We start from the raw sequence: 19,205 nt of genomic DNA on the forward strand, positions 1-19,205 counted from the left end.
ATGTTATGTTTTATTGTAAAGAGCTTTTCAAATCCGACAAAAGAAGATCAATATCTCCTGCCCCCATGGTTACTAATAATCGTGGTTTTTTGTCTTGAATGGCTCGCTTTAAATCATCTTTGCTAATGCATTGCTTCTTGTCTAATTGGACTTTTTCTAAGAGCTTTTCTGAATTTACACCAGGGATTGGAAGTTCCCTTGCCGGATAAATATCCAGCAAATATAATTCATCAGCAAGTGAAAGGCTTTGAGCAAAATCATCTAAAAAATCCCTAGTTCTGGAAAATAAATGTGGCTGGAAAACAGCTACAATTTCTTCATTGGGATATAATGCTCTCACCGAATTTAGGCAAGCAGCAATTTCAGTAGGATGATGTGCATAATCATCAATCATGACATGCTCATCCGATTCTACGTGGTATTCAAATCTTCTTTTTACTCCTTTAAAGCTGGCAATTCCTGCTTTAATTTCGTCCCCAGATAAACCAACTTGCATGGCTAAAGCCGCCGCAGCAAGCGCATTTTCAATGTTATGAAAACCTGGAATTCGCATTGGGATATCCATAATTTCTCCACCTGGATACTTCATATCAAATACCATTCGATGATCCTGGATTCGGATATTAACCGCCTGGAAATCACCAGATTCTATGCCAAATGTGGCATTTTTCTGATTGGATATTAAATCTAGACCTACTTTTTGAATGAAAAAACCTTGGTCTTGAATTTGGCTAACAAATAACTGAAAGGATTCCACAACTTGTTCGGAAGCCCCATAAATATCCAAATGATCTGCGTCGGTAGAAGTAACTACCGCAGCATACGGATGTAAGGTTAAGAATGAGCGATCATATTCATCAGCTTCTACTACACAAATGATATTGTCTTTGTCCTTGTTTGGGATAAAGTTGGTGCCATAATTTTGTGTAATACCTCCTAAAAAAGCAGTTACATTTTTGTTGGCATGTATTAATAAATGCGTCAATAAGGATGATGTAGTGGTCTTTCCATGGGTTCCAGCTACAGCTAAGGTAGGGATTTGTTGGGTAATCCAACCTAGTATTTCAGATCGTTTATATAGGGGTATTCCCAAGTTTAACAGGTAGTTTTTCTCTACATGATCTGCTGGGATGGCTGGCGTGTAAATGAATAAGCTATGTGCGGTATCTGCCAATATTTCGGCAGGAATGCAAGCAATATCATCGGTATAATGGATTTGCATACCTTCCTGACTTAAGGTTTTTGTCAGTGGACTTTCAGTTTTATCATAACCAGCCACAGGAAATCCATTGTGTAAAAACCATCGAGCAATAGCCGACATTCCTATTCCTCCTATACCGAGGAAATACACATATTTTAAATCTTTTAATTGAATATTACTTTTCATTCGAGGTCAACAAGGATAAAATGTTGGTAGCTATATCGTGTGCGGCCGTAGGTTTGGCCATGGATTTACTTTGTTTTTCTATTTGTGCTATAAGTGCTTTGTTTTGAAGGCTAGCAATGGCCTCTGAAATGAGCGTTTGTTTAGCCTCTACATCTTTGACTAAAATTGCAGCTCCTTGGGTTACTAGACTTTGTGCATTTTGGGTTTGGTGGTCCTCTGCTGCGCTAGGAAGAGGAACTAAAATACTGGCTTTCCCTACCAAACAGATTTCGGAAACAGACAAGGCGCCAGCTCTAGAAATCACTAAATCAGCTGCCGCATAGGCCAAATCCATTTCGTAAATAAAGGCAGAAACATAGGCATGTAAGTCCGCTTGATTTTGTACAGAGGCTTGTGCTTCTTTTTCAAATGGAATGCCTGTTTGCCAAATAATTTGCACTTGAGAACTGGCTAACTGTTCTAAACCCGCTTGAATAGCTAAATTGATGGTTCTTGCTCCTTGGCTGCCACCAATAATCAATATGCAGGGTTTGTCGGTCTGTAAACCAAAATGAGCAATAGCTTTCTCTTTTTTACCTACTTGATCAATAAGGTCCTTGCGTACTGGATTTCCCAAATAATGAATTTTCTCCTTTGGGAAGAATTTTTCCATGTTGGGATAGGCTACAAATATGCGCTGTGCTTTGGAAGCTAAGAACTTATTGGTAATACCTGCAAATGAATTTTGTTCTTGAATAACATAGGGAATGCCTTTTACCCAAGCTGCTAATAACATGGGTCCAGAGGCATAACCACCCACGCCAATGGCCATATCAGGCTTAAATTCATTTAAAATAGCAAAGGCTCTCGAAAGACTTTTGATTAATTTGATAGGGAATAACAAGTTTTTCATCATGTGCTGACGATTAATTCCCACGATGGGTAAGCCCACAATGTTAAAACCTGCTTTAGGTACTTTTTCCATCTCCATTTTTCCTTCGGCACCTACAAATAGAAATTCACTGTTTGGAGCAATTTCCTTTATGGCGGAAGCAATAGCTATCGCTGGATAAATATGTCCACCGGTTCCACCTCCTGAAATGATGATTCTATTCGGATTCACTAAATAATGGTTTTAAGATCTTTGGTTTCTTGTTCTTTATCTCGACTGACTGATAAGATGAGCCCAATACTAATGGCTGTAAATATCAAAGAAGTACCCCCTGCAGATACCATGGGCATGGGTTGACCTGTTACTGGGCCAGCACCTACGGCCACTAGCATATTGATAAATGCTTGAAATACGATAGAAAAGGTGAGGCCTGCCGATAGTAATCCTCCAAAAGGTTTACCACTATGTCGGACGGCATTAGCCCCTCGATACATCAGCCAAAGGAAAAAGAGTGGGATGAAAATGGCTACCACAATTCCGTATTCTTCTACAATGATAGCATAAACAAAGTCCGATTCTGCTTGAGATAGAAAGTAACGTTGTTGGCTCCGCCCAGGACCTTTGGGACTTAATGCCCCAGTGGCTATGGCATAATAACTGCGGTAAAGTTGATAGTCCTCATCTTTTTTATCAACGGACTTACTATCTTTTTTACCTACACGATTGCTAAAGTTAGCAATTCTCGCTTTTACCGTTTTAGCTCTTTGTCCAATTTCAAGAGTGACTACCAAGCTAGCTAAAATAGCTACAGAGGCTATGATATAACCAATTTGTTTCCATGGTACTCGACCAAAAATCATTAGAATGATGCTGGTTAAGAAGATCAAAATGCTGGTGGAAAAGTTTGAGAGCATGATGAGAAAGCAGGTGATTCCAATTTTAATTAATAACCAAAGGAAAAACTGCCAATTATATGCCTCGGGGTTAGACTGACGCGTGGAAAAATCTTTAGACAGGCTACCAATCAAGCACAATTTAGCCATGTCAGAAGGCATGAAGGAGATGGGTCCAATTTCTAGCCAACGGCTAGCGCCACCTTTACTTTCTCCAAAAATAAATGCAAATAAGATGAGCATCCAAGAAAAAATCAAGGCGATATGGCTGTATTGGGCAAATTTCAAATAGTTCTGTCGAGAGAACCAAGACATCATAATAAATGAAAATGTTAATATCACTAAGGACTTAATAAAACTTAAAATGGGGTCCATAGGATTCATCATGACCATCCTTCCTTTGGCAGAAAACTGAATGAGTAAACCAAAGGCATTTAAGACAAAGACGATGAACCATATTTGGTAATCACCAGCTAATTTGGACTTGATGAATTCAGAGATTCTATTTTCCATCGTTGAGCATTTTTACCATAGCTTTAAATTGATTTCCACGATCTTCATAGTTTTTGAATAAATCAAAACTTGCGCAGGCAGGAGAAAGAAGAACGATATCGCCTGATTGCCCCCATTCAATACTTTTTTGAACGGCAGCTTGTAGATTATCTGTTGAAAATATGGAAGTACCAATAGGCCCAAAATGGGATTCTAATTTTTGATTATCTATTCCAAGACAAATGATGCCCTTCACTTTTTCTTTGACTAAATCATCCAATACCTCGTATTCGTTACCTTTATCAACCCCTCCAATTATTAAAATGATGGGCTGTTTGAAGCTATTCAGGGCATAAAATACGGCATCTACATTGGTAGCTTTGGAGTCATTGATAAATTGAACCCCCTTCCATGTCCCGCAAGGTTCTAGTCGATGTGGCGCATTTTCAAAAGTTTTTAAAGCCAAATGTATGGATTCTGCACTGATTCCAACAGCTTCTGCTGCTAGGATGGCTGCTGACATATTAATGGCATTATGTGGGCCTTTTAGAGGTGCATCCGCTAGGTTTAATTGGAATTGGGAAGAGCCTTTCAATTGATCATTTTGAATCAACATGTTGGCATTTGAATCATCAAAGCTGATGGTTTTAATCTGAGCTTGATGCGGTAATGAGCTTGCATGCGATTGAAGTACAGGATCGCCTGACCAAAAGATGCAAGTTGTATTTGTTTTGGCATTTTGGAAAATGCGGAATTTTGATTGAATATAATTTTCAAATTGGTATTCGTACCTATCTAAATGATCCGGTGTGATGTTTAATAAAACAGCTACATCTGGTGCAAAATGAAAGCAACGATCTAACTGAAAAGAAGAAATTTCCAGTACATAATACTCATGTTGCTTTTCCATGACCTGTTTCGCAAAACTATGGCCAATATTTCCTGCTAGACCGACCTTTAATCCCGCTTCTTTCAATAAATGATAGGTAAGTAGCGTGGTTGTGGTCTTTCCATTACTTCCTGTGATAGCAATGATTTTAGCCTGGGTATATCGAGAAGCAAATTCTATTTCTGAAACTAAGGAAATGTTTTTTTGCTTGATTTCTTTTACTATCGGGCTTTTTTCTGGTATACCTGGACTGATGATAATCTCCTGAGCTTCCAGTATTTTATCCATGGAATGCGCACCTTGCTCAAAAGGAATCTGAGCATCCAATAAACTTTGTTGATATTCAGGTTTTAATTGCCCCTGATCAGATAAAAATACGTCGAAGCCTTCATGTTTGGCCAACAGGGCAGCCCCCACGCCACTCTCACCTCCGCCTAGGACTACGATTTTTGACATTTGCTTTAAAAAGTAAGGAAAACTATAGATATAAACTTACTACAAGTTAGAAAATGTCTTGGACTAATGAAAATGCATGAGTAGACTTCTGGCTTAAAAATTGTCATTTTTTTCATGGGGTCAGCCTATGAAATGGACAAATTTGCTGGATATATACCAAGTAGGATAATGCAGCATTGAATGAGAGTAGGGGACAAAAAAAGACCAGCTAATTGCTGGTCTCTTTTGATATTTCGATTGGTTTTGGAATTAAGCCAAAGCCACACGTTTGAAAGTTGAGATAGTCAAACCTTTTTGAGTTTGCTCTAACAACTGACGAATGTTGATCGAAGAATCTTTTACGAATTGTTGGTTCAATAGAGTAGATTCTTTGTAGAATTTCTCCAATTTACCTACGGCAATTTTTTCTAACATCGCTTCAGGCTTACCTTCTTGACGAGCTTGGTCTTTTCCGATTTCGATTTCGCGTTGAATTGTTTCCGCATCTACACCATCTTTATCTAAAGCTACAGGCTTCATCGCAGTGATTTGCATCGCGATATCTTTACCAACTTCTGTTACGTCTGTTCCTTCAACACCTTCGAATGCTACTAAAACACCGATTTTGTTGTTTGAGTGGATGTAAGATACCACTTTCTCTGCATCAATGTTTTCATAAGCAGCTAAAGTGATTTTTTCACCAATTTTACCTGTTAATTCAATGATGTGACCTTCTACTGAACGACCATCTGAAAGAGGCTCAGCTAAAAGAGCAGAAGCACTAGGAGCGTGTGATTTCACAGCAGCTTCTAAAATGCTTTGAGCTAAGTTATTGAAATCGGCTACTTTAGAAACTGGTTCAGTTTCACAAGCAAGTGCGATTAATTTACCATTAGAATGATCGGCTGAAAGAGCTACGAGTACTACTCCCTCGTTGGTTGCATTTTCAGCACGTTTTGCGGCTACCTTTTGACCAGCTTTGCGAAGGATATCGATAGCTGCTTCGAAATCGCCATCGGCTTCAGTCAAAGCTTTTTTGCAATCCATCATTCCGGCGCCAGTCATTTGGCGTAATTTATTAACGTCTGCGGCTGTAATTGACATTTTATGAATATGTTTATTCTTGTTCTGCTTCTTTTTCGTACTTAGCGGCTACTTTAGCTGCTTCTTGTGATTCCTCATCAGCAATACGCTTTGATTCCTCTTCTTCAGCTAAACGAGCGTCATCTTTATCTTGTTTTCTTTCAGCTAAACCTTCTTCGATGGCCTTACTAATAGCAGCTGTAATAACTGCAATAGATTTGTAAGCATCATCGTTTGCTGGGATAGGGAAATCAACTAAATCTGGGTTTGAGTTGGTATCACACATAGCAAAAACTGGGATACCCAATTTTTTAGCTTCTTCTACTGCGATGTGCTCACGCTTTACGTCAACAACAAAAAGAGCAGCTGGAAGACGAGTTAATTCAGTGATACCACCTAATACACGCTTCAATTTCTCTTCTTCACGAGTCATCATTAAACGCTCACGCTTAGCAAGAGTTTTAACGATTACTTCGTCTTTTAACATTTTGTCGATGCTTGACATTTTCTTGATGGACTTACGTACCGTCGCGAAGTTTGTCAACATACCACCTAACCAACGATCGGTTACGTAAGGCATTTTTAATTTTTCTGCTTCAGCAGATACCACTTCTTGAGCTTGCTTTTTAGTAGCAACGAACATGATCTTACGACCAGAACGAACGATAGCACGCATTGCTGCAGTAGCTTCGTCTAAACAAGAAAGAGTTTTATTAAGATCGATGATGTGAATCCCGTTCTTCTCCATGAAGATGTAAGGAGCCATTTTAGGGTCCCACTTACGGGTAAGGTGTCCAAAGTGTACACCTGCATCTAATAATTCATTGTAGCTTAATTGTGCCATTTTTTGAGTTTAAGAATGAGGAAAAATAAAAATGTGGAAAAGGCATCGGCAACAGACAAGCCCTTTCCACGCAATTTGGGATTAACGCTTAGAGAATTGGAATCTCTTACGCGCCTTTCTTCTACCTGGTTTCTTACGTTCAACCATGCGCGGATCACGCGTTAGGAAACCTTCTTTTTTCAAAGGTGAACGTAATTCCGAGTCTTGCGTTTGCAATGCACGAGAAATAGCTAAGCGTAAAGCTTCAGCTTGTCCTTTGATTCCACCACCATCTACGTTAGCGGTTACGTCAAAAGAACCTAATGTGTTGGTTAATGCGAAAGGCTGATTAACGACAATCTGAAGAATTTCAGATGGGAAGTAATCAGTCATCGTACGGCCGTTGATTTTAATCTGGCCTTTACCAGGGGTCATTGAAATACGGGCGATTGCCGTCTTTCTTCTACCGATTTTGCTTGTTAATTCTGCCATTTGATTGAGGATTGACCTATTTTTGGGTCATATTGTCCGTTAAAACTTTATTTCTTTTGGTTGTTGAGCTGCATGTGGGTGCTCGGTACCAGCATATACAAATAGGTTAGTGAACAATTCACGACCTAAACGATTTTTTGGTAACATACCTTTCACCGCAGATTCTATCACACCGCGTGGGTTCTTAACTAACACCTCACGTGGAGTAGCAAAACGCTGTCCACCTGGATATCCTGTGTGACGGATGTACACCTTGTCAGTCATTTTCTTTCCTGTCAAGCGAACTTTCTCCGCATTGATCACAATGACATTATCACCACAATCTACGTGTGGAGTAAATGAAGGCTTGTGCTTGCCACGAATAATTTTTGCGATTTCAGAACATAAACGTCCTAAAACTTGATTTTCAGCATCTACCACCACCCAGTCTTTCTGTACTGTAGCCTTATTGGCGGAGATGGTTTTGTAACTTAAAGTATCCACTATAGTATTGTTTAACTGTTGAATCGCACCATCAAGACCACGGAATTTGTCTTAAGGATTTGATTATGACCTATTTTGCAACTAAACGGGCATTCAATCGAAAAATGGGAGTGCAAATTTAGAAATTCAAAGACTAATATCCAAGCGACATATCAAAAAATAAAAATATATGTTCATAAACAAAAAAGGAGGCGCTTGCCTCCTTCTTTGAATGATGATATAAGCTCTTATAAATTGCTTAAATCAAAGGTGTCCATAAAGGCTGTTGTGAATTTACCTGATTGAAAACCAGGGTCATCCATTAATTTGATATGGAATGGAATGGTTGTTTTAATACCTTCAATTACAAATTCTTGAAGTGCACGTTTCATGCGTAATAAAACCTCTTCTCTACTCTGACCACTAACAATAACCTTAGCAATCATGGAGTCATAATTGGGAGGAATGGTATAGCCTGAGTAAACATGGGAGTCAATACGCACGCCATGTCCGCCAGGCAAATGCAAATTGGTTATTTTACCTGGAGAAGGGCGGAATCCATTGGATGGATCCTCCGCATTGATACGGCATTCCAAAGCGTATAATTTAGGGAAATAATTTTGTCCCGAAATCGCAATTCCAGCAGCTACTTTAATTTGTTCTTTGATCAAGTCAAAGTCCGTAACTTCTTCTGTAATTGGATGTTCTACCTGAATACGTGTATTCATTTCCATGAAATAGAAGTCGCCATTTTTGTCTACCAAAAACTCGATGGTACCAGCACCTTCATATTTGATAGCCGCAGCTCCTGATACAGCGGCAGCTCCCATGCGGTTGCGTAAATCATCTGTTAATGCAGGAGAAGGAGTTTCTTCACATAATTTTTGGTGACGGCGCTGAATAGAACAATCACGTTCTGATAAGTGACAAACCGTACCAAATTTATCTCCAACTACTTGAATTTCAATATGACGAGGTTCTTCCACAAATTTCTCCATGTACATACCATCATTACCAAATGCTGCAGCCGCTTCCATTTTGGCATCATCCCAAAGCTTGGCAAATTCAGATTCTTCTCTAATGATACGCATACCACGTCCTCCACCTCCAGCCGTAGCTTTGATGATGACAGGGTATTTGATTTTTTTAGCTAATTCAATGGCTTCTTCAACTGTATCTAATAAACCATCTGAACCAGGAATGACAGGAACACCTGCTTTTTTCATGGTATCCTTGGCCGTGGCTTTGTCTCCCATGGAATTAATCATCTCAGCTGACGCACCGATGAACTTGATTCCATGCTCTTCACAGATGCGAGAAAATTCAGCATTTTCAGACAAAAATCCATAACCTGGATGAATAGCATCTGCGCCAGTCACTTCGGCAGCAGATATAATAGCTGGAATACTTAAGTAAGATTGCTTGCTAGGAGGGGGGCCAATACAAACCGCCTCATCTGCAAAACGAACATGCAAGCTGTCGCGATCTGCTGTGGAAAATACGGCAACCGTTTTGATGCCCATTTCCTTGCAAGTACGAATAATACGAAGGGCTATCTCCCCACGATTCGCAATGAGTATTTTTTTAAACATAGTAATTCTTATTTGGCGCTCTATACCATTGGAAATCGAGCGTTTATTATGCTTTTTCTACTAGGAAAAGGGGTTGGTCAAATTCAACAGGTGTGGCGTTATCCACCAAAATTTTCACGATTTTACCCGATACTTCAGCATCGATCTCGTTGAATAATTTCATTGCTTCAATCATACAAACCGTTTTACCTGGTTCGATGCTTGATCCAACTTCTACATAATTACCTTTTTCTGGCCCAGGGGCTAAATAAATGGTTCCAATCATCGGTGATTTGACCGTATATAAATTGTCTGCTACTGGCGCTGGAGCTGCAGGTGCTGCTGGTGCCGCTGCAGCTACTGCTGCCACTGGTGCCGCTGCAGGTGCAGGCGTATGTACAACCTGTACACTTGGAGCCGCTTCTCCATGTTTTTTAACAGAAACTTTTAATCCTTCAGTTTCGATACTAACCTCTGCAAGAGGTGATTTTGCGATATAATCCAGTAATCGCTGTATTTCTTTGGTGTCCATTCTTGATAGTATTTGGTTTACCTGCTTGTATTGTGGTACAAATGTAATAAAAATGAGATAAGCTGTTTATTTTACTCGCTCCGCATAAGCGTAGGTACGTGTATCGACTTTGATCACTTCGTCTTGTTCAATAAAAATAGGTACGGTAATTGTGGCACCAGTCTCTACGGTCGCGGGTTTTTTAGGGGAGTTAGCCGTATCTCCACGAACACCTGGTTCTGTGTAAGTTACTTTTAATTCAACGAATGGAGGTAATTCACATGAAATAGCCTCATCATTCTCTGTATTAATTAATATTTCAACCTCTTGTCCTTCTTTCATCAAATCTGCCATGACCACCAAGTTGTCGTTTAACAAGATTTGCTCAAAAGATTCATTGTCCATGAAGTTATAACCATATTCATCTTTATAGATAAATTGGAATTTTCTTCTTTCCACTCGAACAGGGTAAATACTTACTCCTGAGTTGAAGGTATTATCAATCACTTTACCCGAGGTTAAAGATCTTAATTTCGTACGAACGAATGCTGGACCTTTACCAGGTTTAACGTGTAAAAATTCGACAATGGAAAATAGGTCATCATTGTATTTGATTACCATTCCATTTTTAATGTCTGCTGTAGTTGCCATGTATATAATGAAAAATTATTTCGGATTATAAGCCCACTTTACATAAGCTGATGCCCAAGTAAAGCCTCCACCGAAAGCTGCTAAAATTAAATTATCTCCTTTTTTCAATTGGTTTTCATAATCCCAAAGACATAATGGAATAGTGGCCGCTGTGGTATTACCATAGCGATGAATATTCAACATCACCTTATCTTCTCCAATGTTCATGCGATTGGCTGTAGCATCAATGATACGCTTATTAGCCTGGTGAGGCACCAAATAAGCGATATCATCACCAGTCAAATGATTTCTCTCCATGATTTCAGCCGAAATATCGGCCATACGAGTCACGGCAAATTTGAAAACAGATTGACCTTCTTGACGAATGTAATGTAGTTTTTGATCAATGGTTTCATGCGTCGGCGGGAAAGCACTTCCTCCTCCTTTTTGCATCAAACTTTCACATCCTTCACCATCCGATTTCAAAATAAAATCCTGAACTCCTGTTCCATCTTCTGTCGGTTCCAACATCACAGCTCCAGCTCCATCTCCAAAAAGAATGCAAGTGGTGCGGTCAGCATAATCAACAATGGCAGACATTTTATCAGCTCCTACTATAACGACTTTCTTGTAACGACCAGATTCGATAAATGCGGTACCAGTTCCTAAGGCATTTAAAAAGCCAGAACAAGCCGCAGCTAAATCGAAAGAAGCAGTTTCGCGGATTCCCACTGATTTGCAAATCAGGTTAGCGCAAGATGGAAAGAAATAATCGGGAGTGACGGTGGCACAAATCAATAAATCAACTTCCTCAGGTTTCGTGTTCGTTTTCTTCAATAAGTCGGTAACCGCTTTGGCTCCCATATATGAAGTACCTAAGCCTTCGCCTTTTAGAATTCTACGTTCTTTGATTCCTGTACGAGTGGTGATCCATTCGTCGTTAGTTTCTACTAACTTTTCTAATTCTTCGTTGGTCAGCACATAGTCCGGCACATATCCTGCTACTCCGGTAATAGCTGCGTTTATTTTATGGGTCATGTTTCTTTAACCTAAACTATTTTTTATTTGTTCTCGATAATGCCTTTGATTTTCTCGCAGACTTTCGATTCCACTACGGACTTACAAAGTCCAATCATATTTTTGATAGCAACGGGGCTAGAAGCGCCGTGTGCAATGATGACATTGCCATTGATTCCAATGATAGGGCTACCGCCGTATTTTTCGTAATTGGTGTTTTCAACAAAATCATTGGTCATCCCTTGGTCCTTCATGATGTTATAGATGGATTCACCCATTTTTAACATAATGTTTCCCGTAAAGCCATCCGTCACAATAACGTCAGCTTTTCCCTTGAAGAAATCTTTTCCTTCAATATTGCCTATAAAATTAATTTTAGAATTTGCTTTTAATAAAGCATGTGTAGCCTGAGCTAAAATAGAACCTTTTTGTTCTTCTTCGCCAATATTGATGAGACCTACTCGGGGAGATTTGATACCTGTAGTGGCTTCGAAATAAACTGAGCCAAGTATGGCAAATTGTTCGAGCATTTCAGGCTTACAATCGGCATTGGCACCAATGTCCAACATGACGGCGTATTTGCCATCCGTTTGAGGAACAAAACCTGCGATGGCTGGTCTTTGAATGCCTTCAATGGTTTTAACGGAGAATAATGATCCAACCATCATTGCACCCGTATTACCTGCTGATGCAAAGACATCAGCTTTGCCTTCCTTTAAAAGACCAAACCCAATTCCGATGGAGGAATTGGGTTTTTGGGATAAAGCTCGAGTAGGGTGCTCACCCATTTCAATCACTTGATCTGCGTGAATGATTTGTATTTGCGTTCCCGAATAATGATGTTCATCCAAAATAGATTGGATCGTATCACGGGGACCTACGGCTAGAATTATTTCATTATTGGAAAGACTGGGAAGAGCTAAAAGAATACCCTCTATTACTGCTTTTGGAGCAAAATCTCCACCCATCACGTCGACCGCTATTTTCATCTAATTATGTTTAATTACTAAAGCTTGGGGCAAAAATAGTATTAAATTTAGTCAAAAAATAGCATTTTAACGGGATATTTTCGCTTGTCGCAAAAATAAGTTCTTTTCCTTAATAAAGAGAAATAAGACTAAGAAGAATAACCTTCTACAATCATCTTTCCTTTATAGAATAAGTTTCCTTCGTGAACGTGTGCACGGTGGAATAAATGAGTTTCTCCTGTTTGGCTATCCACAGATAATTGTCTTGGAGTGCTAAAATCGTGAGAACGTCTTTTGTCACGGCGTGTGGTTGAAATCTTTCTTTTAGGATGTGCCATTGTATGTAAATTGAATTAATTTCTAATTATTATCTGTTAATTTTTTTAATGCTGCCCAGCGTGGATCTATACTTTCTTCCTCTGTTTTGGGGATATCGGTATCCTTAGCTGTGGTATATAAAAATTCGTTTTCAGCTGATTCATCTTCTGGTTTAACAAACCTAGGATGTAATTTTTTCATAGGTACTTGTAAAGCTATGAAATCATATAAATCCTGCGATAAATCAAGTTTTGGCTCTTTTCTGTCGATTAAAAACAAATTGTCGCCCAAGTCCTCAAAATGATCCCCGTATTTGTAAATTAACTTTTCCTGAATGTCCAAAGGGAATTCAAATTCCTCGTTGGATCGATCACAAATTAAATTCAAATGGCCTTTGATTTTCATCAAAACCTGAATCATCGTAGCAGATTTATTTAACTCTATCTCTGCCTGAAACTTGCCTTTTTGTACCCATTCTTGCTCAAAAGCCTTAAAAAAATCATCTCCGCCCTCAAAGCTATATCGGTACGATTTGTCTTCTAGGGAAATGATGGGTATCTGATAGGCATCCAATACTTTCATTGTCTCTCGGGTAAAAAGGATTGCAAAATTAGTCATTTTTTTGGAAACAGCAAGGCTATGCTGGAACAATTTGATAAAATCTTACGACCTTTGGGCTCATGAATCAATTACCCGCCTCCATTCGATCATTTATCCGGACTTGGCTGTTCTTCGAAGTCATTGTTTGGATATATTCCTTGGCCTTTCATCGCTTTGATCAAGTGCGCTGGATCAATGAGTGGCATCAACCCATATTGGATCACTTATTTCGTTTTTTCACCAGTTTAGCTGAAGTTTTTCTCCCTTTACTTTTTGCTGTATTTCTATATTTCAAACAAAGGAAATGGGTGTTGCCTTATTTAGGTTCTTACTTGCTATCTACCCTCATCACACAGGGGCTTAAGCATTTTGTTTTTGAAGGTAGCTTGAGGCCATTTGCTTATTTTAGGGATGAAACTTATGCTTGGTATACCGTTCCTGGTGTATTTATCAATGAATTTAATAGCATGCCTTCTGGTCACACAGCTGCGGCCTGGTTTATGTTTTTCTGGATGGCTTTAGCTGCTAAATCAGCCCGCTGGGGTGTTTTTATGGCTTGCATGGCCTCAGGGGTAGCGCTATCACGTGTTTATCTTTTTCAGCATTTTCCTATCGATACCGCAGTTGGGGCCATCATCGGTGTACTGAGTTCTGCTACCTTATATTATTTGACCATCTTTAAAAAATTGGCTAATGAATCCAATCCTTCTGCGTAAGCCTTATCTTTTTTGGGCCCTTATCGGCGCTTTGGTTTACATACCTTTTCTTGGAGCGAGCCATTTATTTGATTGGGATGAAATCAATTTTGCCGAGTCGGCAAGAGAAATGATTAAAACGGGCGACTACCTTAGTGTGCAGATTAATTTTATGCCTTTTTGGGAGAAACCTCCTTTGTTTATTTGGTTACAAGCTTTAAGTTTTCAATTTTTTGGGACATTTACGCAAAAGGCTTGGACCAGTATGGAATTTGCCGCTCGCTTTCCCAATGCCTTGATTGGTATAGCTACTTTGCTAACATTGTACCGCATTGGAGCCAAGCATTTTTCACCTAAAATGGGGCATTTGTGGGCATTTTCCTATTTGACTGCCATTACGCCCCATGTTTACGCCAGTTCAGGAATCATTGATCCTCTGTTCAATTTGTTGATTTTCTTAGGTGTATATCAGTTGATCCTATCTTTTTGGAAAAATTTTGCGACTAAAGAGCTAATCATTTCATCCATTTTCATCGGTTTAGCCTTATTAACCAAAGGCCCCGTAGCCTTATTGATTTGGGGGCTAACTGCTGTCATTTATGTACTATTGAGTCGGACGGAGTGGGGCCGACTACTAGCTTGGTTGAAAGCTTTGACTTGGGTAAGTATCATTGCGATTTTCTTCTTTGCTTCTTGGTATGGAATCATTGCCATGAAATTCGGAACAGGTATCATTGCTGATTTTTTTGCTTATCAAATTCGCTTATTAACCACGGGAGATGCCGGACATGGTCAGCCTTTTTATTACCATGCATTTGTGTTATTGTTGGGTTGTTTTCCTATATCCATTTGGGCCATCAGCCCATTGATATCAAAGAAATCTGATGTGAATCTAGCGACGCAGGAAGAGCGCAATCTTAGTGTTTGGTTTCGAATCCTATTTTGGGTAGTCTTGATTTTATTCAGTTTGGTTAAAACCAAAATTGTGCATTATTCATCCATGTGCTGGATTCCATTGAGCTTTTTTTCGGCACGGGTTTTATGTGATTGGGAATCGGGCTTCAGTACCTGGAAGAAGGGTCACAGTATCGGCCTGCTGATCATTGGTTTATTATTTTCATTGATCTTGTCCTTGGTGCCTTATATTGGGTCACATTCTTTTGAGATAATACCTTTGATTCAAGACAAGTTTGTTCAGGGAAATTTACAAGCGCCAGTCTACTGGTCAGGCTTTGAAATCCTGATCGGAGTCGCTTTTGCATTGGCGATCATTTATTGGATTGCTCAAAAGGGGGCACTAGTACCTAAGCGTATCTATGGTTTGATGATTACCGGAATTGCCATCATTATGATGTACATGGCATTGGTAGTCCCTAAAATAGAAGGTTATACTCAAGCTACTGTTATTGATTTTTATGAATCTAAGGTAGGGCAAAAGGTGTATATAGAAACCGTCGGTTTTAAATCCTTTGCCCACCTCTTATATTTTCAAAAAGAAAGCGCCTCTCCAGATGGAGAAACCCTCTTAGGTATGAAAACCGTGGATAGGCCTACCTATTTCGTCATGAAAAACGATGTGGATGATATCATGAAATATCATCCACATATTACCTTCATGAAAGAAGAGAATGGTTTCTTATTTTATAAACACAAATAATTAAGCTAATTCTTTTTCAGTAAAGAAAAATGCACCTTCAATAGCTGCATTTTCATCTGAATCGGAACCATGGATGGCATTGGATTCCAATGACCTGGCAAATTGCTTGCGAATGGTGCCTTCTGCAGCTTGGGCAGGGTTGGTAGCCCCTATTAGCGTGCGGAAATCTTCCACCGCATTTTCTTTTTCTAGCACCATAGGAATGATAGCACCCGAACACATGTAATCACACAAACTTTGGAAGAAAGGTCGCTCCGCATGAACGGCATAAAATTTACCTGCTTCTTCACTACTTAATTGTATTTTTTTAAGAGCAATGATTTTAAATCCAGCAGCTTCAATTTGCTGAATGATAGGCCCTGTGAATCCATCTGCAACAGCATCTGGCTTAATCATTGTAAAGGTGCGATTTGTAGGCATAGTAAAATTTTTATTCAAATTTATCTTTAACTTTGCGAACGCCCAAATTTATTATGGCGCATTATCAATTTTATGTCTTCCATTTCGGCGCTTCAAGCACAATTAAACTCTGGTACTAAGGCGGTCATTACGACGCACTTTAACCCTGATTCAGATGCCATCGGTTCATCTTTAGCCTGGCAAAATTATTTGGCCCAGCGAGGTTTGGATGTATGTGTTATTGTTCCATCAGCAGTTTCGGCTAATTTAAAATGGATGCCGGGATCTGAGAATATTCTCAATTTTGAAGATACCTTACATAAGGTTCAAATTGATGCCCTGTTGAAAGATGCCGAATTTATTTTTTGTTTGGACTTTTCAGGTATGCAACGTTTGCATGGCTTAAGCCATTCCATCAAAGCAGCACGAGGAACCAAAGTGGTGATAGATCATCATTTGAATCCAGAAGATTTTGCGGATTATTATTATCATCGAACAACAGCTGCTTCTACTTGCGAGCTAATTTTTGATTTGATTCAAGAATGGGGAGATGATTCATTGATAAATGAAGCCATGGGTTCTTGCTTGTATTCTGGCATAATGACTGATACGGGTTCCTTTCGCCATCCAAATACTACAGCCCATGTACATGAAGTAGTAGCTCAACTCATTCAAAAAGGCGTTAATACGAATGCTGTCCATCGTAAAATATTTGATTCTGCGAGTTTAGATCGATTACGTTTTTTAGGGCATGTGCTTGCGAATCGACTGGATTATTTGCCTGATTACCATTTGGCATTGATGTGGATTACAGAAGAGGATCAAAAACAATTTAATTCACAAGCGGGAGATACGGAGGGAATCGTGAATTATGGTCTACAAATTGCGGGAGCAATATGGGCTATCTTATTAATACAGCGTCCTGATGGAATCAAATTATCGTTTCGTTCTATTGAGCCATTTGCTGTGAATGAATTTGCATCAACTTATTTTGAAGGTGGTGGTCATAAAAATGCCTCAGGTGGTCGATTTTCTTCGAGCTCTATCGAAGGAGCGAAGGAAAAATTGCAAGAAGTGTTACCTTTGTATCTTTCTGAAATAAATCGAGTTAAAAATTTATAAACGAATCAATCTAAAACAATCCATAACAGACTTCGGTCTCAACAAAACAATCATGCGTAAACAACTCATTGGTCTTTTATCAGCAGTCGTATTTTTGTCTGCATGTAATCAAAACAAAGTCGAGGTGATCGATGGCGTAAAAATTCAATTTCACAGTCATGATGACAAAGCCAAAAAGCTGAAAGATGGAGACATCATTACTTTTGGATTAGTGATTAAAAATTCAACAGATTCTGTTTTACAGGATACATATAAAGAAGGAAAACCAGGTAAAGGAATGATCCAAGCTCCTAATAATGCTCCAGGTTCATTCAAAGGTACATTTGAAAACGGTTTACGTTTATTGGCATTAGGAGATAGTGCTACTATTTTAGTTCCTATTGATAGCTTAACAAAAAATATTCAAGCGCCACTTCCTCCATTCTTGAAGCCAGGTTCTGATTTGAAATACACAGTGAAGGTATTGAAAGTACAATCTCGTGCTGAATTTGAAAAGGAAATGGAAAAAGAAGCAGCCGTGAATAAGCAAGCTGCAGCAGGTAAATTAGCTCAAGAGCCAAAAGTGATTGCTGACTATATTGCCAAATCAGGTAAAACTTTCCAGAAATCTGCTTCAGGTTTGTATTATTCTATTCTAAGCCCAGGTGCTGGTGTAGCTGCTAAAATGGGAGATACTTGGACTGTAAATTACCGTGGTTCTTTCGTAGATGGAAAGGAATTTGATAAAGGTAGTGCTGCAGAAATGCCATTGGGTCAAATGATCCCAGGTTTTAATGAAGCCTTAACTTTATTGAAAAAAGGTGGAAAAGGTGTTTTCGTGATTCCTTCAGCTTTAGGTTATGGAGATCAAGAGCGCGGACCTATTCCTGCGAACTCTGTTTTAGTATTTGAAGTAGAGTTATTGAACAAAAAATAAATTTTTAAGGGGATTTCGGTCCCCTTTCTTCTTTATTCCATACGAATCCGAAACCTTATTCGTTTAGGATGGAATAAAATGAGTGAATTAGTGAATGTATATGATGATGGTCAATCGAATGTTTGTTAGAATTAGTGCTTTTTTGGCTTTGACTTTGGGTTTGGGGGCTTGCTTAAGCAATGTTGAATTGGTGGATGAGATTAGAGCGAAAGAAAACCAAGCTCAGATTGCTTCTTATTTTTCAAAATTGGGACAAAGTCCTGTTGCCATGGAAAATGGGGCTTACTACGTCGTTACAAATACTAATTCGGCTGGTGAGTTAGCGACCAAAGGCGATACGCTTTCGGTGCATTATGAATTTGCAAATTTGCTAACAGGTCAGGTTTTGGATAGTACCGATCGTAAGTTAAATACACCTTACATTTATCGCTATGGTTTTACCAATCCTGTTTTTAGTCGTTTGATGGCATTTATTCGAGAAGGGGAGCAAGCGATCATGGCTTTACCGGGAACAGCTCAAGAATTTCCAGGTCTTCCTGCTTATACCCCTATGAAAGTGACCATTAAGTCATATAAAGTTCGTAGCCAAGAAGATAATATTAAAGAATTTATTGCCCAAAAAGGATACAACGTGACTGAAACTACTACAGAAGGTTTACGATTTATCCAATTGGTTAAAGGAACAGGTGATTTACCTGCATCAGGAAAAATTGTTAAGATTAAATACACAGGAAGATTCTTAAATGGATATGCTTTTGACGGTAATATGTTGAAAACAGATAGTTTATCAGTCACCATTGGAGGAACTCAGACGGTACAAGGTTTCCAAAAAGGAATTGAAAAAATGCGTTTAGGTGAAAAAGCCATTTTAGTGTTTCCATCCACTTTAGGATATGGACAAGCAGGTTCAGGGAGTATTCCTGGTTTTACACCTTTAATGTTCGAAGTATATTTAGCCAAAATTAACGAGTAGT

The 19,205-nt window shown here is 39.1% G+C and carries 21 protein-coding genes; 5 read left to right on the forward strand and 16 right to left on the reverse strand.

The window, feature by feature from the left end:
• Positions 1-10 precede the first annotated feature (10 nt).
• From murC to HME7025_RS03125, 15 genes are all read right to left on the reverse strand, one after another.
• The gene (murC, locus tag HME7025_RS03055) at positions 11-1,387 is read right to left on the reverse strand and encodes a UDP-N-acetylmuramate--L-alanine ligase (RefSeq protein WP_109322230.1); all 1,377 of its coding nucleotides are present in this window, start codon (positions 1,385-1,387) and stop codon (positions 11-13) included.
• Positions 1,377-2,489 (reverse strand): undecaprenyldiphospho-muramoylpentapeptide beta-N-acetylglucosaminyltransferase, encoded by a 1,113-nt coding sequence (murG, locus tag HME7025_RS03060; protein WP_109322231.1) that lies wholly within the window; start codon positions 2,487-2,489, stop codon positions 1,377-1,379. Before murG ends, murC begins: the two co-directional genes overlap by 11 nt.
• Positions 2,489-3,664 carry an FtsW/RodA/SpoVE family cell cycle protein gene (locus tag HME7025_RS03065; RefSeq protein WP_109322232.1) on the reverse strand — a complete coding sequence of 392 codons (1,176 nt, stop codon included), beginning with the start codon at positions 3,662-3,664 and terminating at the stop codon, positions 2,489-2,491. The genes murG and HME7025_RS03065 overlap by 1 nt, the downstream gene beginning before the upstream one ends.
• Positions 3,654-4,988: a UDP-N-acetylmuramoyl-L-alanine--D-glutamate ligase gene (murD, locus tag HME7025_RS03070; protein ID WP_109322233.1), complete on the reverse strand. Its 1,335-nt coding sequence runs from the start codon at positions 4,986-4,988 to the stop codon at positions 3,654-3,656. The genes HME7025_RS03065 and murD overlap by 11 nt, the downstream gene beginning before the upstream one ends.
• A 249-nt stretch (positions 4,989-5,237) precedes the next feature.
• Positions 5,238-6,071 (reverse strand): translation elongation factor Ts, encoded by an 834-nt coding sequence (tsf, locus tag HME7025_RS03075; protein WP_109322234.1) that lies wholly within the window; start codon positions 6,069-6,071, stop codon positions 5,238-5,240.
• Positions 6,072-6,084: 13 nt separating this feature from the next.
• A complete protein-coding gene (gene rpsB, locus HME7025_RS03080; RefSeq protein WP_109322235.1) occupies positions 6,085-6,894 on the reverse strand; it encodes a 30S ribosomal protein S2 in 810 nt (269 codons plus the stop codon).
• Positions 6,895-6,975: 81 nt separating this feature from the next.
• Entirely contained in the window at positions 6,976-7,365 is a 390-nt protein-coding gene (gene rpsI / locus HME7025_RS03085) for a 30S ribosomal protein S9 (RefSeq protein WP_109322236.1), read from the reverse strand.
• Between the two features lie 39 nt (positions 7,366-7,404).
• Positions 7,405-7,848 (reverse strand): 50S ribosomal protein L13, encoded by a 444-nt coding sequence (gene rplM / locus HME7025_RS03090; RefSeq protein ID WP_109322237.1) that lies wholly within the window; start codon positions 7,846-7,848, stop codon positions 7,405-7,407.
• A gap of 227 nt (positions 7,849-8,075) precedes the next feature.
• The gene (accC, locus tag HME7025_RS03095; protein ID WP_109322238.1) at positions 8,076-9,419 is read right to left on the reverse strand and encodes an acetyl-CoA carboxylase biotin carboxylase subunit; all 1,344 of its coding nucleotides are present in this window, start codon (positions 9,417-9,419) and stop codon (positions 8,076-8,078) included.
• A gap of 46 nt (positions 9,420-9,465) precedes the next feature.
• Positions 9,466-9,930 carry an acetyl-CoA carboxylase biotin carboxyl carrier protein gene (gene accB / locus HME7025_RS03100; RefSeq protein ID WP_109322239.1) on the reverse strand — a complete coding sequence of 155 codons (465 nt, stop codon included), beginning with the start codon at positions 9,928-9,930 and terminating at the stop codon, positions 9,466-9,468.
• 66 nt (positions 9,931-9,996) lie between these two features.
• Entirely contained in the window at positions 9,997-10,560 is a 564-nt protein-coding gene (gene efp / locus HME7025_RS03105) for an elongation factor P (protein WP_109322240.1), read from the reverse strand.
• 15 nt (positions 10,561-10,575) lie between these two features.
• Positions 10,576-11,577 (reverse strand): beta-ketoacyl-ACP synthase III, encoded by a 1,002-nt coding sequence (locus HME7025_RS03110; protein ID WP_109322241.1) that lies wholly within the window; start codon positions 11,575-11,577, stop codon positions 10,576-10,578.
• Positions 11,578-11,600: 23 nt separating this feature from the next.
• Positions 11,601-12,545: a phosphate acyltransferase PlsX gene (gene plsX, locus HME7025_RS03115; RefSeq protein ID WP_109322242.1), complete on the reverse strand. Its 945-nt coding sequence runs from the start codon at positions 12,543-12,545 to the stop codon at positions 11,601-11,603.
• Between the two features lie 128 nt (positions 12,546-12,673).
• A complete protein-coding gene (rpmF, locus tag HME7025_RS03120) occupies positions 12,674-12,862 on the reverse strand; it encodes a 50S ribosomal protein L32 (RefSeq protein WP_109322243.1) in 189 nt (62 codons plus the stop codon).
• A 22-nt stretch (positions 12,863-12,884) separates the two neighbouring features.
• Positions 12,885-13,460, reverse strand: a complete 576-nt coding sequence (locus tag HME7025_RS03125) for a YceD family protein (protein WP_109322244.1) — start codon at positions 13,458-13,460, stop codon at positions 12,885-12,887.
• 62 nt (positions 13,461-13,522) lie between these two features.
• Between HME7025_RS03125 and HME7025_RS03130 the strand changes: the two genes are divergently transcribed.
• Together HME7025_RS03130 and HME7025_RS03135 are read left to right on the forward strand one after the other, a co-directional pair.
• A complete protein-coding gene (locus HME7025_RS03130; protein ID WP_109322245.1) occupies positions 13,523-14,158 on the forward strand; it encodes a phosphatase PAP2 family protein in 636 nt (211 codons plus the stop codon).
• The gene (locus HME7025_RS03135; protein WP_109322246.1) at positions 14,136-15,794 is read left to right on the forward strand and encodes an ArnT family glycosyltransferase; all 1,659 of its coding nucleotides are present in this window, start codon (positions 14,136-14,138) and stop codon (positions 15,792-15,794) included. Before HME7025_RS03130 ends, HME7025_RS03135 begins: the two co-directional genes overlap by 23 nt.
• On the opposite strand, the gene HME7025_RS03140 is transcribed toward HME7025_RS03135, so the two are convergent.
• Positions 15,795-16,214, reverse strand: a complete 420-nt coding sequence (locus HME7025_RS03140; RefSeq protein WP_109322247.1) for a nucleoside-diphosphate kinase — start codon at positions 16,212-16,214, stop codon at positions 15,795-15,797. It abuts the gene before it with no gap.
• A 72-nt stretch (positions 16,215-16,286) separates the two neighbouring features.
• Between HME7025_RS03140 and HME7025_RS03145 the strand changes: the two genes are divergently transcribed.
• The 3 genes from HME7025_RS03145 (at position 16,287) to HME7025_RS03155 (ending at position 19,204) form a co-directional block, all read left to right on the forward strand.
• The gene (locus HME7025_RS03145; RefSeq protein ID WP_109322248.1) at positions 16,287-17,315 is read left to right on the forward strand and encodes a DHH family phosphoesterase; all 1,029 of its coding nucleotides are present in this window, start codon (positions 16,287-16,289) and stop codon (positions 17,313-17,315) included.
• A 52-nt stretch (positions 17,316-17,367) separates the two neighbouring features.
• The gene (locus HME7025_RS03150; RefSeq protein ID WP_109322249.1) at positions 17,368-18,231 is read left to right on the forward strand and encodes an FKBP-type peptidyl-prolyl cis-trans isomerase; all 864 of its coding nucleotides are present in this window, start codon (positions 17,368-17,370) and stop codon (positions 18,229-18,231) included.
• A gap of 118 nt (positions 18,232-18,349) precedes the next feature.
• On the forward strand, positions 18,350-19,204 hold the full coding sequence (locus HME7025_RS03155) for an FKBP-type peptidyl-prolyl cis-trans isomerase (RefSeq protein ID WP_161956201.1): 855 nt from the start codon (positions 18,350-18,352) through the stop codon (positions 19,202-19,204).
• Position 19,205: the final 1 nt, after the last annotated feature.

Origin of the sequence: Aquirufa nivalisilvae (genome assembly GCF_003143535.1) — a bacterium.
In the GTDB taxonomy this organism is placed as follows: Bacteria; Bacteroidota; Bacteroidia; order Cytophagales; family Spirosomataceae; genus Aquirufa; species Aquirufa nivalisilvae.

Coding starts and splice junctions, on each gene's coding strand:
- murC (WP_109322230.1), bottom strand. CDS start 1,387: ATGAAAAGTAATATTCAATTAAAAGATTTAAAATATGTGTATTTCCTC.
- HME7025_RS03065 (WP_109322232.1), bottom strand. CDS start 3,664: ATGGAAAATAGAATCTCTGAATTCATCAAGTCCAAATTAGCTGGTGAT.
- murD (WP_109322233.1), bottom strand. CDS start 4,988: ATGTCAAAAATCGTAGTCCTAGGCGGAGGTGAGAGTGGCGTGGGGGCT.
- tsf (WP_109322234.1), bottom strand. CDS start 6,071: ATGTCAATTACAGCCGCAGACGTTAATAAATTACGCCAAATGACTGGC.
- rpsB (WP_109322235.1), bottom strand. CDS start 6,894: ATGGCACAATTAAGCTACAATGAATTATTAGATGCAGGTGTACACTTT.
- rpsI (WP_109322236.1), bottom strand. CDS start 7,365: ATGGCAGAATTAACAAGCAAAATCGGTAGAAGAAAGACGGCAATCGCC.
- accC (WP_109322238.1), bottom strand. CDS start 9,419: ATGTTTAAAAAAATACTCATTGCGAATCGTGGGGAGATAGCCCTTCGT.
- accB (WP_109322239.1), bottom strand. CDS start 9,930: ATGGACACCAAAGAAATACAGCGATTACTGGATTATATCGCAAAATCA.
- efp (WP_109322240.1), bottom strand. CDS start 10,560: ATGGCAACTACAGCAGACATTAAAAATGGAATGGTAATCAAATACAAT.
- HME7025_RS03110 (WP_109322241.1), bottom strand. CDS start 11,577: ATGACCCATAAAATAAACGCAGCTATTACCGGAGTAGCAGGATATGTG.
- plsX (WP_109322242.1), bottom strand. CDS start 12,545: ATGAAAATAGCGGTCGACGTGATGGGTGGAGATTTTGCTCCAAAAGCA.
- rpmF (WP_109322243.1), bottom strand. CDS start 12,862: ATGGCACATCCTAAAAGAAAGATTTCAACCACACGCCGTGACAAAAGA.
- HME7025_RS03125 (WP_109322244.1), bottom strand. CDS start 13,460: ATGACTAATTTTGCAATCCTTTTTACCCGAGAGACAATGAAAGTATTG.
- HME7025_RS03130 (WP_109322245.1), top strand. CDS start 13,523: ATGAATCAATTACCCGCCTCCATTCGATCATTTATCCGGACTTGGCTG.
- HME7025_RS03135 (WP_109322246.1), top strand. CDS start 14,136: ATGAATCCAATCCTTCTGCGTAAGCCTTATCTTTTTTGGGCCCTTATC.
- HME7025_RS03140 (WP_109322247.1), bottom strand. CDS start 16,214: ATGCCTACAAATCGCACCTTTACAATGATTAAGCCAGATGCTGTTGCA.
- HME7025_RS03145 (WP_109322248.1), top strand. CDS start 16,287: ATGTCTTCCATTTCGGCGCTTCAAGCACAATTAAACTCTGGTACTAAG.
- HME7025_RS03150 (WP_109322249.1), top strand. CDS start 17,368: ATGCGTAAACAACTCATTGGTCTTTTATCAGCAGTCGTATTTTTGTCT.
- HME7025_RS03155 (WP_161956201.1), top strand. CDS start 18,350: ATGTTTGTTAGAATTAGTGCTTTTTTGGCTTTGACTTTGGGTTTGGGG.